Genomic DNA, 14,560 nt, shown 5'->3' with positions numbered 1-14,560 from the left:
TAAGCGTGTATCTGTCAGATCAATGCTCGAAAACGATAGCTGTTGCTTCCAGTTCAATGGCGAAGCCATAATGTAAAGGACCAACTGGTACTACAGAGCGGGCAGGGCGATGGCTACCGAAGAAGGTAGAGTAAATCTCATTGACGGTTCCCCAGGCAGTTATATCCGAAATGAATACGCTAACTTTTAAAACCTGATCGCGACGACTTCCGGCTGCTTGTAAAATAGCGTCAAGATTGGCCAGAATCTGTTTGGTTTGTTCGGCTATAGTAGCCTCGGCTAGTTTCTGGCCATCAGGTGTAATTGGCAAAATGCCTGATACAAAAACTAACCCATTATGGACAACGGCTTGCGAATAATGGCCGCCCGGAACGGGCGCATTGGGTGTCTGGATAAACGTCATTTTGCTTTATAGTTTACGAATACACTGAAGAAAACCCAAATGATTTTGTAGAATCATACATCATACATCATACATCATCACTTCTTTGGCCGCTCGCTCACCAGAGCGAATTGCCCCGTCGATATAGCCATTCCATATGTCGGAGGTTTCAGTTCCAGCCCAGTGAATTCGGCCAATGGGCTGGCGTAGGGCAGGACCTAGTGTGGTCCAGACTCCGGGTCCCATAAGCCCAGCATAACAACCGCGCGACCACTCTTCATTCATAAAACTATGATCGAGGTAACGGACCGGTTTTAGCGCCTGATTGCCAAAAAAAGTAGCGAATGAGTGAAGAGCAGATAGCTTTCGTTCATCTTCGGTCAATTCTGCAAATGATCTGGCCTGATTGCCCAGTACAAAGCCCATCAACACGCCATAAGAGCTGTCATTAGGCGAATTATCGAATGTAACGGTTATGTGTCCGTCAGGAGTGGCGGCCAGGCCATTCAACCCTTGTTCGCGCCAGAATGGCTTTTCGTAAATGGCATAGCATTTCCAGACCGATCCCATAGGCATTCGCTGAATCAATTGGGCTCGTTGCGCCGGAAATATCGGTTGGAAATCAATATAGTTTTGAAGGGCAGGCGGAACCGTAACAACAATGCGCCTAGCTTTATAGGTTTCCTTTGTCGTTACTACGTTGACAGTCTCCCCATCCTGTAGAATCGCTTTAACGGGTGAATCGAATATAATCTGGTTGATGAACGTAGCCGCCAGCCGGTCGGCAATAGTCTGGGCACCACCTATAAAACGCTCCTCCTGTGCTCCGTTTTTAATATTCATCAGCCTGTCTAAATCCCCACATGACTTTGTATAGAACAACGCATGAAGAAGCGAAATTTCAGCGGGGTCAGCAGCCCAAATAGCTTCGGCGGCTACTTTGAAAAATTGCCTGGCCACGCCAAAACGCATTTGCTGATTCATCCATTCGGCCAGCGTCATTGAGTCGAGACGTTGAGCATTGGGCGTTGTCCAGGGTTCGGCCAGATTTACGGCTTTCGACAGTTTGTTCAGTTTCTTGATGGCTGCATCCAGACTCAGCAGAGCACCAATGGGTAACGGAGGAATCAGGCCTTTATAGCGCTTGACTTGACCACGAAAATATTGAGTACTCTTTCCTTCGTCGTACGTTTTATAGGTTTCAACACCAAATTCACGAGCCAGTGCGTACAGCCGATCCTGCGTTGGGCCAACCCAGGCACCGCCCAGGTCGACGTAGGTTCCATCTTCGAACCGTTGAGTCCAGACCCGGCCGCCAATGCGATCACGTGCTTCAAGCAACAAAACGCTCTTCCCGGTTTTAAAGAGTTCGTTCATTGTGGCCAGACCTGCATAGCCTGCCCCAACAACAATCGCATCGTAACACGTATTCGGCTCAGTCATGATGGTTTAAAAATTCATGGCGTAACCTACAGAAAAACAACGACCCTGAAAAATGACGAATGCCACAGCTTCAGGCTATGGCATTCAAATAATAGCGTCATAAACCGGTTCTTACACTACGGCATCCAACAAAGAAGTCACGATCGACACTACAAAGCTGAACAGCAGCGCTGCGATGAATCCTGTCACATGAAAACCCGGAATCAGGTAGGCGGTCAGGTAAACCATGAGCACATTCAGAACCAGTAGGAAAAGTCCCAGTGTAATAATGGTAATAGGAATAGTCAGTACGGTTAGAATAGGCTTAATAAAGGCATTGAGAAAACCTAGAACGATGGCTACCATCAAGTAGGTACCGGCCCCGCCCGAAACATGAATGCCCGGAATAAATATACTGGCGATGTAAACGGCTACTGCACTAATCAGAATGCGAATAATCAATCCCATAGAGTCTGTTTGTGTTTGGTGAGAAACTAAGCACAACAATCGCGTTGATGGTTGCTAATATCGAACAACAAACTGCAAATCAGAAATTATTGTTTTGAATGTCGGCCCTGTAATACTGCCACAATGTCGTCGAGTTGAATATTTTTCTGTTCCAGCAACACCAGGAAGTGGAATATCAGGTCGGCTGCTTCCCCTTTAAACAGGTTATCGTTGTTGTCTTTTGCTTCTATAACCAGCTCCACAGCCTCTTCGCCAACCTTCTGCGCAATCTTATTAACGCCTTTCTTAAATAAGCTGGCCGTGTACGATTGCTCAGACGGATTTACTCTCCGATCGTGGATGATGTTTTGTAAATAGTTCAAAAACTGGCCTTTACCCTGATTTACTTCGTTAAAACAGGTATCAGCGCCCGTATGGCAAATTGGTCCGGCAGGGCTAGCTTTGATCAATAACGTATCGCCATCGCAGTCAACCATAATTTCCCGGACGTGCAGGAAGTTGTTGGACGTTTCGCCCTTTGTCCACAGACGCTGTTTGCTACGGCTAAAAAACGTGACAATATTCTCAGCTACGGTTTTATCGTACGCTTCACGATTCATGTAGCCCAGCATCAGCACTTTACCCGTATCAGCATCCTGAATAACGGCAGGAACCAGACCGTCGGGCGATTTATCAAAATTGATTTCGGAATTCATAGTCGCAAAGGTAAGCTCTACGCCCGAATCGTGTGCACAAACTCTCGAATGCTCTCTGCCGATGTACCTTTTTCCTCCAGATGACGGATGAAGGCGGTTCCTATAAAAGCTCCGTTTGAATACTGGCTAGCTGTATCGAACGTCTGATGGTCCTTAATGCCAAATCCAATCAGGTATGGGTTGCGCAGGTTCATGGCCTGAATACGTTCGAAATACTCACGCATGGAATCGCTCACGCCCTTTGTTGAACCGGTAATGCTGGCCGAAGAAACCATATAAATAAATCCATCAGACTCATTATCAATCTTTCGGATGCGGCTTTCAGACGTTTGGGGCGTTATAAGGTTCACATTCAAGATGCCGTATGCCCGGAATGTAGCAGCATAGTCGGACAGGTATAAATCAAGCGGTAAATCGGGGATAATAACGCCATCCACACCCACTTCCCGACATTTTCGACAGAAATTTTCAACCCCAAACTGAAGCACTGGATTGATGTAACCCATCAATAGAACCGGCATCTGAACCGGAGCGCTGGACTGTTCCTCCCGGAGGCCTTCTAACTGAGCAAACAACGTCTTCAGCGACATGCCATTTTCCAGTGCTTTGCCATTGCTTTGCTGGATGATTTCACCATCGGCAACGGGGTCGGAATAAGGCATGCCGATTTCGACAAAATCAACCCCAGCGGCCTCTAAACTGCGTAGTATGGGTACCGTATCGTTGAGATTTGGAAATCCAGCAGTGAAATAAATGCTTAATAACCGCTCACTTTTTTTGGCGAATAGTGCCGAAATGCGGTTTTGGGTAAGTTCCTGAGTCATGATGTAACGCGGACATATTGTCCGCAAGTCTTACGGCTAATAAGGTAGCTATATAATTTGCCTTAGGGCATGCGGACATCTTGTCCGCGTTACGATAGCAGATGCTTTGAGTACGTACTTAAATCTTTATCACCCCGGCCCGACAGGCAAACGACGACGACATCGTCCGGCTTGAGATCCATTTTTTCGAGTGCTGCTAGGGCATGAGCCGATTCCAGCGCGGGAATAATACCTTCCAGCTTACTGAGTTGAAAACCCGCTTGCAGAGCTTCGTCGTCGGTAATGGCATAGAAATCGCCCCGGCCCGAATCGAACAGATGGGCATGAAGTGGACCAATTCCTGGATAATCAAGCCCGGCCGAAATGGAATACGGTTCAATGACCTGACCATCTTCCGTTTGCATCAGAATCGTGCGGCTTCCGTGCAAGACACCGGGTTTCCCCAGTGCCGTTGTGGCTGCCGAATGGCCTGAGGTGACACCCTGCCCGGCTGCTTCGGCCGCTACCAGACGAACGGTTGGCTCGTTAAGATAATGGAAAAATGCACCCGCTGCATTACTGCCTCCACCTACGCAGGCTACTACATAATCGGGATTCTGGCGACCGGTTTTGGCAAACAATTGCTTTTTGATTTCTTCCGAGATGACCGACTGAAAGCGAGCAACCATATCTGGGTAGGGGTGAGGACCAACCACCGAGCCGATGATGTAATGCGTATCGACAGGGTTATTAATCCAGTGCCGCATAGCTTCGTTGGTAGCATCTTTCAACGTCTGACTTCCCGAGGTAGCTGGGACAACGGTAGCGCCCAGCATCCGCATCCGATCGACGTTGGGTTTTTGGCGCTCCATATCGATACTACCCATGTAGACAATGCATTCGAGACCCATCAGCGCGCAGACGGTAGCCGTAGCCACACCATGCTGACCTGCCCCGGTTTCGGCCACAATCCGTTTTTTGCCAAGCCGCTGCGCTACCAGAATCTGCCCAATGGTGTTATTGACCTTATGAGCACCTGTATGGCATAGGTCTTCGCGTTTGAGGTAGACTGTTGCGCCAACTTTTTCCGATAACCGCTTAGCCTGAAACAACGGGGTTGGCCGACCCACATAATCTTCGAGCAATTGCCAGAATTCAGCCTGAAATGCTGGATCGTTGATAATCTTCAGATAATTCTGACGAAGTTCTTCGACATTTGGATAAAGCATTTCAGGAATGAATGCTCCGCCAAAGTGGCCATAAAATCCTTTATCGGATACCTCAAAAGAGGTTTGGGGTTCGAGAGTGGTTTGCATGGTAGCTTTAAAAATTAGATATGGACTTGCTATAAATAATAGCTACGATCTCAATAGTGAAGAATAAAAGAAGGCTTGTGATAGTAACAAAATAGCGGCTCCAGTTAAGCCTTAATCCATGATCTGAGAGAAAAATCCAAGTATTGCCAATGAAGTTGTGTAGAATGAAGTCGCTACAAGTCAGCCCAAGCCAGGAGAGTGTTAACCATAGAATTGTTGTAAAAGTAAAGCAGGCCAATAACCTTTTTAGTCGAACCATACTTTCTTTTATATCCTATCTGCTTCTGCCAGTAATTCATTCATCCGCTTATTTTCTTCCTCTGTAAAATCGGGGAACTGACGTATAAATGGTGTTTTAGGTATAATAGTATCTAGGAAATTCTTAACCCCCCACCGTTTAATATCTTCTGGTTTATAACTCTGTCCTCTTCTCAGAGGAGGAATCTCATCTTCTATCTGTTTCGTCGTTTCCATTAGTCTTGTCTGTTTACTGGTTAAACAAGATCGGGTTCAGAATGATTTACTGACGAGTTACACCGTTTCTTCTTCCTCTACAGGCCTTACACGGTCGATCAGTTCTTTTACTTTGGCAACGTCTTTTATACCGGGTGCAATCTCTACCTGACTATTTACATCGACCCCGTACAGTTTCATGCCTTTTAAGGTATCCAACTGACTGAGGTTATCCAGTCCGATACCACCACTGATGAAGAATGGCTTTTCGTTATCGTAGCGGCTCAGAATATTCCAGTCGAACGTAATACCATTGCCGCCAGGTTGATCGCCTTTAGCATCGAAAAGGAAAAAGTCGCATTGCGCTTTGTAGTTGTTCAGCATCGAAAAGTTGAACGACGAATCGACCCGAAACGCTTTGATGATGTTGATACCCCGGTTTCGCAGACTTCGGCAATAATCAGGCGTTTCGTTGCCGTGTAGCTGTACATATTGAAAATCATACTTTTTCACCGTCCGCAGAATGGTGTCCGGGCTGGCGTTGACAAACACACCTACCTTTCGTATGCTGCGAGGTAGCGACTTAACCGCTTCTTCGTCTAACTCTTCACCCACAAAACGAGGAGATTGATCGTAGAAGATAAATCCGATAAAATCAGGGTGTAGAGCGGCAATTTCTTTCAGGTTGTTCGGGTCTCGCAGACCGCACACTTTGATTTTCATGAGCTGTACAAGTTTGTAGAAGTGGACATCCGTGACGTAAAATCCGTGACTATATGCTGTAATGCTGCGGCAGGGTCGGCCGTTTTCATGAACGCTTCGCCAATCAGAAAGCCATCGAAACCGGCCCGAAATAAGGTTAGCATGGTGTCAGCATCATGTAGCCCGCTTTCGGTAATCTTGGCAACCGTGTCGGGAATTCGCTCCACCAGGCGCAGCGATGTGTCTATTGAGGTAGTAAAAGTCTTCAGATTGCGGTTATTGACACCGACCAAATCAACATTGACGTTGAAACTTCTGTCCAATTCGTCTTCGTCGTGTACCTCAAGCAGTACCTCTAAGCTCAGGTCGTGGGCCTGCAGGCTAAGTTCGGCCACTTCGTCGGGTGTCAGACAGGCCGCTATCAGTAAGACCACATCAGCCCCCCAGGCTTTGGCTTCCAGCAGTTGATACCGATCGATCACAAAGTCCTTACGCAGAATCGGGGTTGACGGATTGGCCTGCCGAGCCGCTTGCAGATCGGCAGGTGTACCGCCGAAAAATGGCTCATCGGTCAGTACCGATAAAACGGCAGCACCAGACCGAACGTAACCCTGGGTCGTTTCGGCTACGTCGGCTATGTCGTTGATAATCCCTTTTGAAGGCGACTTGCGTTTGAACTCCGCAATGATACCCGACGAGCGAAACTCCTGAACCGCATCCCGTGCCGACAGGCCCATTCGCCGAAAGTCGGGCATTTGTTCCAGCACGCTGATAGGTGTGGCTTCTTTTCGCTGGGCTACTTCGATTCGCTTTTGGGCAATGATTTGATCAAGAATGGTCATTTCCGAATGAATGAATAATGATTAATGTAAAATGAAAAATAGTAGTGTCTGGATAAGCCCACTTTTCATTGTGCATTATGCATTGTCCACTGTACATTATTTATGGATCAATTTTTTAAAACTTGCCAGCGCCCGGCCACTTTCCAGCGATTCGCGAGCTATAGCAACGGCTTCTTCCTGAGTGCTGGCTTTTCCGGCTGCCAGCAGTGCCATGGCCGAGTTGGCTAAAACGGCCTGCTTCTGCGCAGGAGTGGCTTCATCGTTCAACACATTCATAAAGATCTGTGCCGACTCATCCAATGTCTGTCCACCTGCCAACGATTCAGGTGTTAAAGTATCCAGCCCCATCTGTTCGGGTTTCACAACCTGTTCGGTCTGATTACTAATGACTTTGAATGGTCCTGTCAGCGAGATTTCGTCATACCCGTCCAGGGCGTGAAGAATCATGAACTTTTTGTCGGTTTGCTGATAAAGGTACGCATATAATCGCGCCAATTCAAGGCTGAATACCCCAACAAGCTGTTTTTGAGGTTTGGCTGGGTTAATCATGGGACCGAGTACATTGAAAAATGTTTTTACTCCCAAATCTTTTCGGATAGGAGCCACATTTTTCATGGCAGGGTGGAAGAGGGGCGCATGCAGAAAACAAATACCGGCCGTTTCCATTTTGCGCTGTAGTTCGCCTACATCGTTGGTAAACGTGTAGCCCAGCCGCTCCATCACCGTCGATGAACCGACCAACGACGAAACACCATGATTCCCATGTTTAGCTACGCACTGACCGGCACCCGCCACCACAAATGACGACAGAGTTGAAATGTTGAATGTGTCTTTGCCGTCGCCCCCGGTGCCGCACAAGTCCATTGGATCATAGGCTGACAGATCAACCGGAAGGCAAAGTTCAAGCATCGCATCGCGGAATCCCTCCAATTCTTCGAGCCTCAGGCTACGCATCATGTAAACGGTCAGAAACGAAGCGATTTGTGCGGCATTGTATTCCCCTCGGCCAATACCCAGCAGCACTTCACGGGCCTGGCCTTTGGTGAGCGACTTGTATTCAAACAGATGATTTAGAATGGCTTTCATACGTACGTAATGCGTGAAAGAAGCGGTTAAATGGTTAAACGATTCGGGTTAACTGGAGCATTTGATAGGCTCCTTTTTGAAAATGATAAGGTACGTCTACTAGTTCTGCCTGAATCCGAGCCGTCTGACAGTCCGCCAGAACAGAGTTCAGGTAAGGGGAGGGATCACCGGCTAGCGAAATCAAGGGAAAGATGCGAACCTCATTCGCCACACGCATCAGCTCCCGAATAGATTCCAGATGAAACGTTTCCGATAACTGATCGGAGTACAGAAAAAGCAGATGCGAGCATACCGCTAAATCAAACGACAGATCGGGAAAGGGCAGCTTGGGTAACGCATGAGCCAGATAGCGACCTTGTTGCCGCCCGATTTCATAATCAGCCAGAAAATGATTCATTGCCTTCATCCGCTCATTGCCTAATTCATCGGCGTTTCGATATAAGGTCCAGTTGTACTGGTCGCCAGCGTTTTGTAATTGCCCGATAATTGTTTGATAAGTGTCCTCGATCCGTTTTTCGATCTCCTCTGCTGAAAAAATATAGATCGGATCAACCGAAACAACTGAGTTTCCAACTGCAGTTTGTTCAGCATTGAAACTAGCCGGTCCATCGCCTATCCCCAGCATTCGACTCCGTAAATCAGCCTCGGTCAGGCTAAACATACGCTGATACTCTTCTCGGGTTCGACCCCAGGGCACAATTTGGGCCAGCTTCATATTGCCAACCAGTTTTCTATCATTTTCACGCCGTTTTCGGTCAGTACCGATTCGGGATGGAACTGCAATCCACGTACATCATACTGTTTATGTGATAAACCCATTACCCGGCCGTTCTCATCCACAGCCGTAATACGAAGGTCAGCGGGTATCGAATCGGGCATAACCGTCCAGGAGTGGTAGCGGCCAACTGTCAGTTCGTCGGGAATACCGGCAAATAAGGGTTCAGATCGGTCGGTAATGGTTGCCCGGTGGGCAATGCCGTGGAGTACATCACCGAGGTTTTCGAGCGTGGCTCCGTAGACTTCGCCAATGCCCTGATGCCCCAGGCAGATGCCCAGAATACTTTTGGTTGGACCATATTCGCGAACCAGGTCCTGCATAATACCCGCTTCAGAAGGAATACCCGGCCCCGGCGACAGCATGATTTTGTCATACTGGTCAACGGCTTCCAGCGCAATCTTGTCGTTCCGAATCACATCGGGCTTATGGCCCAGTTCCCGCAGGATGTACACGAGGTTGTACGTAAACGAATCGTAGTTATCTAAGACTAAAAGTTTCATTTTTTTCAGAAGTGAGGAGTGAGGAGCGAGGGCCGGGCCGCCGGAGCGGTGAGAATCCATCCGGTAGCAACTGTCTGCGTCCGCCTGCGCGGCCCGGCCATTCTCACGTCTAACTCCTCGCTCTTAATACGTTATAATTGTTTTGCCTGCTCAATAGCGGTGCGTAGGGCTGCCAGTTTGTTATGTACTTCCTGCAATTCGCTTTCAACGACTGACTTGGCTACAATACCAGCGCCCGCCTGATAATACAGCGTATTGTCTTTACTCATAAACGTCCGAATCATGATGGCGTGGTTGAACTCACCGTCGAAGCCCATGTAGCCGATACTGCCAGAGTAGAAACTACGGCTTATGTTTTCATACCGGTCAATGAGCTGCATCGCCATGTGTTTGGGAGCGCCCGAAAGCGTACCGGCCGGGAAGGTTTCGGCTACGATTTGGAGTGGATCGGCCGATTCGGTCAGGTCGCCTACAACTTTGGATACCAGGTGAATCACGTGCGAATAGTACTGCACTTCCTTAAACGTCTCCACCTTGACCACATCGCAGTTGCGGCTCAGGTCGTTGCGGGCAAGGTCGACCAGCATGACATGTTCGGCTGATTCTTTCGGGTCGTCGTACAGTTTTTGCGCCAGTTCGGCATCGTGAACATCGTCGCCCGTGCGTCGGAAGGTCCCGGCAATCGGATAAATGGTTGCCTTCCGATTCTTGACCACAATCTGCGACTCTGGCGACGAACCGAAGAGTTTGTAATTGCCGTAATCGAAATAGAATAGATACGGTGACGGATTTAGCGACCGTAGGGCTCTATAGACATTAAATTCATCGCCAGTAAACGGGGTCGAGAACCGACGGGAAAGAACGATCTGAAATACGTCGCCCCGGTAGCAGTGGTCCTTCCCTTTCTGAATGACTGCCCGGAATTCATCGTCGGTAAAATTGGACTGCTCAGGCCCGGCGGTATCGAATGAATAAATGGGGTAATTACGGCTGGTGATCAGGTCGCTGATGTAGTCCAGTGTGCTTTCCGGTTCAACATCGCCATCGCGTAAGTAGCTATGCTCAAACAGGTGAAGCTCGTCTTTGAAATGATTGATAGCCAGTACATAGCGGTATACGGTAAAAACGGCCGCCGGAATTTGGTTTTCGGTCGGTACCGGAGCTTGTAAGGTTATGTCTTCAAAACCTTGTACGGACGGAAAACCGAAATAGCCAAACAAGCCATTGGTGATAAACGGGAACTTCGACTTTTCGTGGGTAAAACAGTCTTTAAACTGCTGCAAAGCCTCACGCATTTCCTGAATGGGTAGTTCACGCGTTTGCTCCGATTCGCCGGGTAACTGTACGGTCAGCCGGGAATTGTCATACGAAAAGCGGGCTACCGGGTCGAAAGCGATGTAGGAGTAACTGTTGTCGTTACCGTGATAGTCTGAGCTTTCGAGCAGAATGCTGTTGAGGAATCGGTCACGGATGCGCAGGTAAATGCTTACGGGCGTGATGATGTCGGCCAGCATCCGTTTGTGGCGGCTGACAATTCGGTAGGTTACTGTTGAAGGAAAGTCGGTTGTCATGCTGTTTATATCTGTCAATGGTTCAACGGGATGAAAAAAATAAGGCTCACCGGGATGACGGTGAGCCTTTAGCAAGTTTGTTGGTAAACAACAATAGCGGCAACCCTCATCCCAACGTAGGAGAGTGCCACCACCAAATCATGTTATTAACCGTATTATTCATTTTATTGATAGCCACTTACGTGGTCATTTATCGTCAGTTGCTTGGTCGGGGTGGCGGGATTCGAACCCACGACCTCTACGTCCCGAACGTAGCACGCTACCAGGCTGCGCTACACCCCGCATTGAGGGCACAAATATAAACGGTTTCGTTTCGTTCGGTCAAGCAGTAGGCATTTTTTTTCTTTGTGTCTGTATCTTAAGCGTGCCACGGTTCCGAACCGTGGCACGCTTATCAAGCATAAGTAGGATAAGTTACATTTCAATTACGCGTACCCGAATGCTTTTATTCTCGTTTAGGTCGAATGCCGATTGGTCGAAATCGGGTGGGCCCATGAGCATAGCCACATTCGAAAAGCCAAACGGTTCGGCAGGCATTTGTCCGGCAAAGTCCATTTTCTTGTTGTCGTTTAAATCCTGAAAAAGACGAATAGCATACCGACCTGAAGCTAGTCCGTCAAAGACGCAGGTGATTTCACCTGAAGCCGGTACATCGATCACTTTTCTTTGTAGGGATTCACCACCAAAATTGGCGGGCGTGTTGGCCAGTCCAACATATAATTTACCCGTCCGGTTGTTTACATTATGGATCACTACCGATAATGAATAGGTGTTGCTAACGGTAGCTGAAGGGGCTTGTTGAGCCAGACAGGGCTTGCTAAGCGTACTGATAAAAAGGATACTGGCGAGAATAGCAGCGATAATCGTTTTCATAAGTGTGCTGTGTTGAATTGTTTGACAGCACAAACATAAAGATGCCCTTCGTGAGTGAGCAAATTGATGGGACAAACCGCACGATTTAGGGATAAACAGCACTATTGGGAGTAATGACAGCTTATTCCGGGTGGTTTGGCAAAGCAGGTTACGCCAGATTTAAGGTCAGATTGCCGGTTTTTGTGTAACGGATTTCTTCTTCGGCCAGCATTAGCTTCAGGATTTCGGCAAGGATATCGGCGTTGGTATAGGCAAAGTGATGAGCCAGTTGTTTAGGTGATACGCCAGGTCCGTTGGCCAGAGCAACGTAGTCTCGCACCTGTTTGCGAACGGCCAGAGCAGCCGCTTCCGACGCTTTTTTCTGTTTCAGACAGTTATCACAAATGCCACAACGATCACCTGGTTTCTCACCAAAATAAGCCTGAAGCAGTCGGGTTCGGCATTGGGTTGGGTGTTCGGTATAGGTGATAGCGGCCTGAACCTTCCGTAAGGCCAGTTCCTTTCGTCGGTTCAACTCCTGTATATTAATGGGTAGCGTAGTTGCGTCGAAGCGGGGCGTCAGAAATGTCAGTTGCGGTTTGTCTTTCTGTTTTTCGTAAATAACCACATTTCGTTCGTGCAATTGCTTCAAAATCTGTTCAATTTCAGGCTGGTTCAGCAAAAACGTTCGGGCCAGTGTTGACTCCGATATGGTCACAAAGTCAGTAAATAATTCACCCCCATACATGCGTAACAGCAGTTTCAGAAACGAATCATACTTGGGGTTCATTACCTGAAATTCGTACAACTGCCGATTGTCGAGAACGAAAGCTAGTCGCGATGGGTGAAAGTAGTTTTCGTTGAGTTGAATAAAGCCTTCCAGTTGTAGTTGTTTGAGGGCGTAATGGGTTTCCTGTGGTGGTAAACTAAATGTATTGGTAAAAGCGCCCAGATCGAAATCATAACTGCTGAATTCGCCCCCGCCTACCGGAACCGCCGTATAATTGGCCAGTGCCTGATACACCCGCCGGAGCATATCGACCGGCTGATACAGTTGTTCGACCCGAAGTTGAAGTTTGCTCAGATCGTTGGGGGAATAAAGCATAACAGCATACGCTTTCTGCCCATCGCGCCCAGCCCGCCCGGCTTCCTGATAATAGGCTTCCAGCGAATCGGGAACATCCAGATGGACAACAACCCGAACATTTGGCTTGTCGATACCCATCCCGAACGCATTGGTCGCTACCACAACGCGAGTACGATCCTGAATCCAGGCATCCTGTTTTTCGGTTCGCTGTTGGGTGGTCAGTCCGGCGTGATAAAAATCGGCCGAAATACCTTGTCGACTAAGCCCTTGGGCTATTTGCTGAGTTTGTTTTCGGCTACGCACATATACGATGGCACAACCAGGCACATTCTGCAACACGCGTAACAGTCGGGCTTCTTTATTTTCTTCAGATACCGCCGAGTAGGAGAGATTAGGCCGGGCAAAGGTTTGCCGGAATACCGTTGGTTGCCGTAATGCCAGCTTATCGACAATATCTGTCTGCACATCGGGGGTAGCCGAGGCTGTCAGGGCAATGATGGGCGTTTCGGAGATTAACTCCCGAAATTCGGCAATCTGCAGATACGGTGGACGGAAATCGTACCCCCAGGCCGAAATACAGTGGGCTTCATCCACCGCCAGCAAACAAACCGTCATTTGCTTTACCCGCTCAATCAGGATTTCGGTGCGCAGCCGTTCGGGCGATACATACAGAAACTTCGTATTGCCGTAAATGCAATTATCCAGAATGGTGTCGATTTCGCGGTAATGCATACCCGAATACACGGCCGCTGCCGGAATACCCCGTCGTTGTAGCTGTTCGACCTGATCTTTCATCAGCGCAATGAGGGGCGTTACCACAAGGCAAACACCTTTCATGGCCAGCGCCGGAACCTGGAAACAAATCGACTTTCCCCCACCTGTTGGCATGAGCACAAGCGAGTCCTGCCGGGCCAGCGCCGTGTTGACCACATCTTCCTGCATCGGCCGGAAGGTGTCGTATCCCCAAAAGTGCTGTAAGATTTGCCGGGTTGTCAAAGTTGAAGTCGTTAGTCAGCTGCCGACAGGAGAGAGCCGAAAAAGTGGATGATTAACGGCGTTCGACTATCGACTATTGCGCGAATTTACGGTTTGAAAACAGAAGTCGGAGCAGGGAGTTTAAGGAATACAAGTAAATTCGCACAGAGCAACGGGAACAACTATGATTCAGAAAGTCATTAAATCGGACGAAGAATGGCGTAAAATTCTAACGCCGGAGCAATATCGGGTAACCCGGGAGAAGGGAACCGAACGGGCCTTTACGGGTGAATATTGTGAAGCCCATGATCCGGGCATCTATGCCTGCTTATGCTGCGGGACCGAATTATTTGAGTCGAAGCGAAAATTTGAGTCAGGTACAGGCTGGCCAAGCTTTACCGAACCCATTGAAGAAGATCGTGTCCGGCTGGAAAAAGATTTTAGCTACGGCATGTCCCGGGTTGAGGTATTATGCAACATCTGCGATGCCCACCTCGGCCATGTATTCAACGATGGTCCGCCACCCAATGGCATGCGGTATTGCCTGAACTCGGTGGCGCTGGTGTTGAAACGAACAACTGAAACCGTTTAATTTATCGTCATTAGTGGTCATTCATTGTCATTCGGT

Annotated in this window: 16 protein-coding genes and 1 tRNA gene; 1 reads left to right on the top strand and 16 read right to left on the bottom strand. The window is 48.4% G+C overall.

The window, feature by feature from the left end; genetic code table 11:
• Positions 1–19: 19 nt before the first annotated feature.
• From ACYVFD_RS13950 to ACYVFD_RS13875, 16 genes are all read right to left on the bottom strand, one after another.
• Positions 20–403, bottom strand: a complete 384-nt coding sequence (locus ACYVFD_RS13950; RefSeq protein ID WP_461090759.1) for a RidA family protein — start codon at positions 401–403, stop codon at positions 20–22.
• A 60-nt stretch (positions 404–463) separates the two neighbouring features.
• On the bottom strand, positions 464–1,825 hold the full coding sequence (locus ACYVFD_RS13945) for a flavin monoamine oxidase family protein (protein WP_461090758.1): 1,362 nt from the start codon (positions 1,823–1,825) through the stop codon (positions 464–466).
• A gap of 111 nt (positions 1,826–1,936) precedes the next feature.
• Positions 1,937–2,272 carry a phage holin family protein gene (locus ACYVFD_RS13940; RefSeq protein ID WP_461090757.1) on the bottom strand — a complete coding sequence of 112 codons (336 nt, stop codon included), beginning with the start codon at positions 2,270–2,272 and terminating at the stop codon, positions 1,937–1,939.
• Between the two features lie 86 nt (positions 2,273–2,358).
• Complete coding sequence (gene hisIE, locus ACYVFD_RS13935; protein WP_461090756.1) at positions 2,359–2,967, bottom strand: bifunctional phosphoribosyl-AMP cyclohydrolase/phosphoribosyl-ATP diphosphatase HisIE; 609 nt, start codon at positions 2,965–2,967, stop codon at positions 2,359–2,361.
• A 17-nt stretch (positions 2,968–2,984) separates the two neighbouring features.
• The gene (trpA, locus tag ACYVFD_RS13930) at positions 2,985–3,791 is read right to left on the bottom strand and encodes a tryptophan synthase subunit alpha (RefSeq protein ID WP_461090754.1); all 807 of its coding nucleotides are present in this window, start codon (positions 3,789–3,791) and stop codon (positions 2,985–2,987) included.
• Between the two features lie 89 nt (positions 3,792–3,880).
• A complete protein-coding gene (gene trpB, locus ACYVFD_RS13925; RefSeq protein ID WP_461090753.1) occupies positions 3,881–5,086 on the bottom strand; it encodes a tryptophan synthase subunit beta in 1,206 nt (401 codons plus the stop codon).
• A 267-nt stretch (positions 5,087–5,353) separates the two neighbouring features.
• Positions 5,354–5,560, bottom strand: coding sequence for a hypothetical protein (locus ACYVFD_RS13920; RefSeq protein WP_461090752.1), 207 nt, complete (start codon positions 5,558–5,560; stop codon positions 5,354–5,356).
• Between the two features lie 57 nt (positions 5,561–5,617).
• Positions 5,618–6,262 carry a phosphoribosylanthranilate isomerase gene (locus tag ACYVFD_RS13915; protein ID WP_461090751.1) on the bottom strand — a complete coding sequence of 215 codons (645 nt, stop codon included), beginning with the start codon at positions 6,260–6,262 and terminating at the stop codon, positions 5,618–5,620.
• Positions 6,259–7,083, bottom strand: coding sequence for an indole-3-glycerol phosphate synthase TrpC (gene trpC / locus ACYVFD_RS13910; RefSeq protein ID WP_461090750.1), 825 nt, complete (start codon positions 7,081–7,083; stop codon positions 6,259–6,261). Before trpC ends, ACYVFD_RS13915 begins: the two co-directional genes overlap by 4 nt.
• A 96-nt stretch (positions 7,084–7,179) precedes the next feature.
• Positions 7,180–8,169, bottom strand: coding sequence for an anthranilate phosphoribosyltransferase (trpD, locus tag ACYVFD_RS13905; protein WP_461090749.1), 990 nt, complete (start codon positions 8,167–8,169; stop codon positions 7,180–7,182).
• A 34-nt stretch (positions 8,170–8,203) separates the two neighbouring features.
• Positions 8,204–8,884: an SAM-dependent methyltransferase gene (locus ACYVFD_RS13900; protein WP_461090748.1), complete on the bottom strand. Its 681-nt coding sequence runs from the start codon at positions 8,882–8,884 to the stop codon at positions 8,204–8,206.
• On the bottom strand, positions 8,881–9,447 hold the full coding sequence (locus ACYVFD_RS13895) for an anthranilate synthase component II (protein ID WP_461090747.1): 567 nt from the start codon (positions 9,445–9,447) through the stop codon (positions 8,881–8,883). The genes ACYVFD_RS13900 and ACYVFD_RS13895 overlap by 4 nt, the downstream gene beginning before the upstream one ends.
• A gap of 131 nt (positions 9,448–9,578) precedes the next feature.
• The gene (locus tag ACYVFD_RS13890) at positions 9,579–11,018 is read right to left on the bottom strand and encodes an anthranilate synthase component I family protein (RefSeq protein ID WP_461090746.1); all 1,440 of its coding nucleotides are present in this window, start codon (positions 11,016–11,018) and stop codon (positions 9,579–9,581) included.
• Positions 11,019–11,223: 205 nt separating this feature from the next.
• Positions 11,224–11,300, bottom strand: a tRNA-Pro gene (locus ACYVFD_RS13885).
• A gap of 132 nt (positions 11,301–11,432) precedes the next feature.
• The gene (locus ACYVFD_RS13880) at positions 11,433–11,891 is read right to left on the bottom strand and encodes a DUF2141 domain-containing protein (RefSeq protein ID WP_461090745.1); all 459 of its coding nucleotides are present in this window, start codon (positions 11,889–11,891) and stop codon (positions 11,433–11,435) included.
• A gap of 148 nt (positions 11,892–12,039) precedes the next feature.
• Entirely contained in the window at positions 12,040–13,953 is a 1,914-nt protein-coding gene (locus ACYVFD_RS13875) for a RecQ family ATP-dependent DNA helicase (RefSeq protein WP_461090744.1), read from the bottom strand.
• Positions 13,954–14,116: 163 nt separating this feature from the next.
• Between ACYVFD_RS13875 and msrB the strand changes: the two genes are divergently transcribed.
• A complete protein-coding gene (gene msrB, locus ACYVFD_RS13870; protein WP_461090743.1) occupies positions 14,117–14,524 on the top strand; it encodes a peptide-methionine (R)-S-oxide reductase MsrB in 408 nt (135 codons plus the stop codon).
• The last annotated feature ends 36 nt before the right edge of the window (positions 14,525–14,560 follow it).

The sequence above is a fragment of the Spirosoma gilvum genome (genome assembly GCF_054776815.1).
This window is presented reverse-complemented; position numbering and strand designations above follow the sequence as displayed.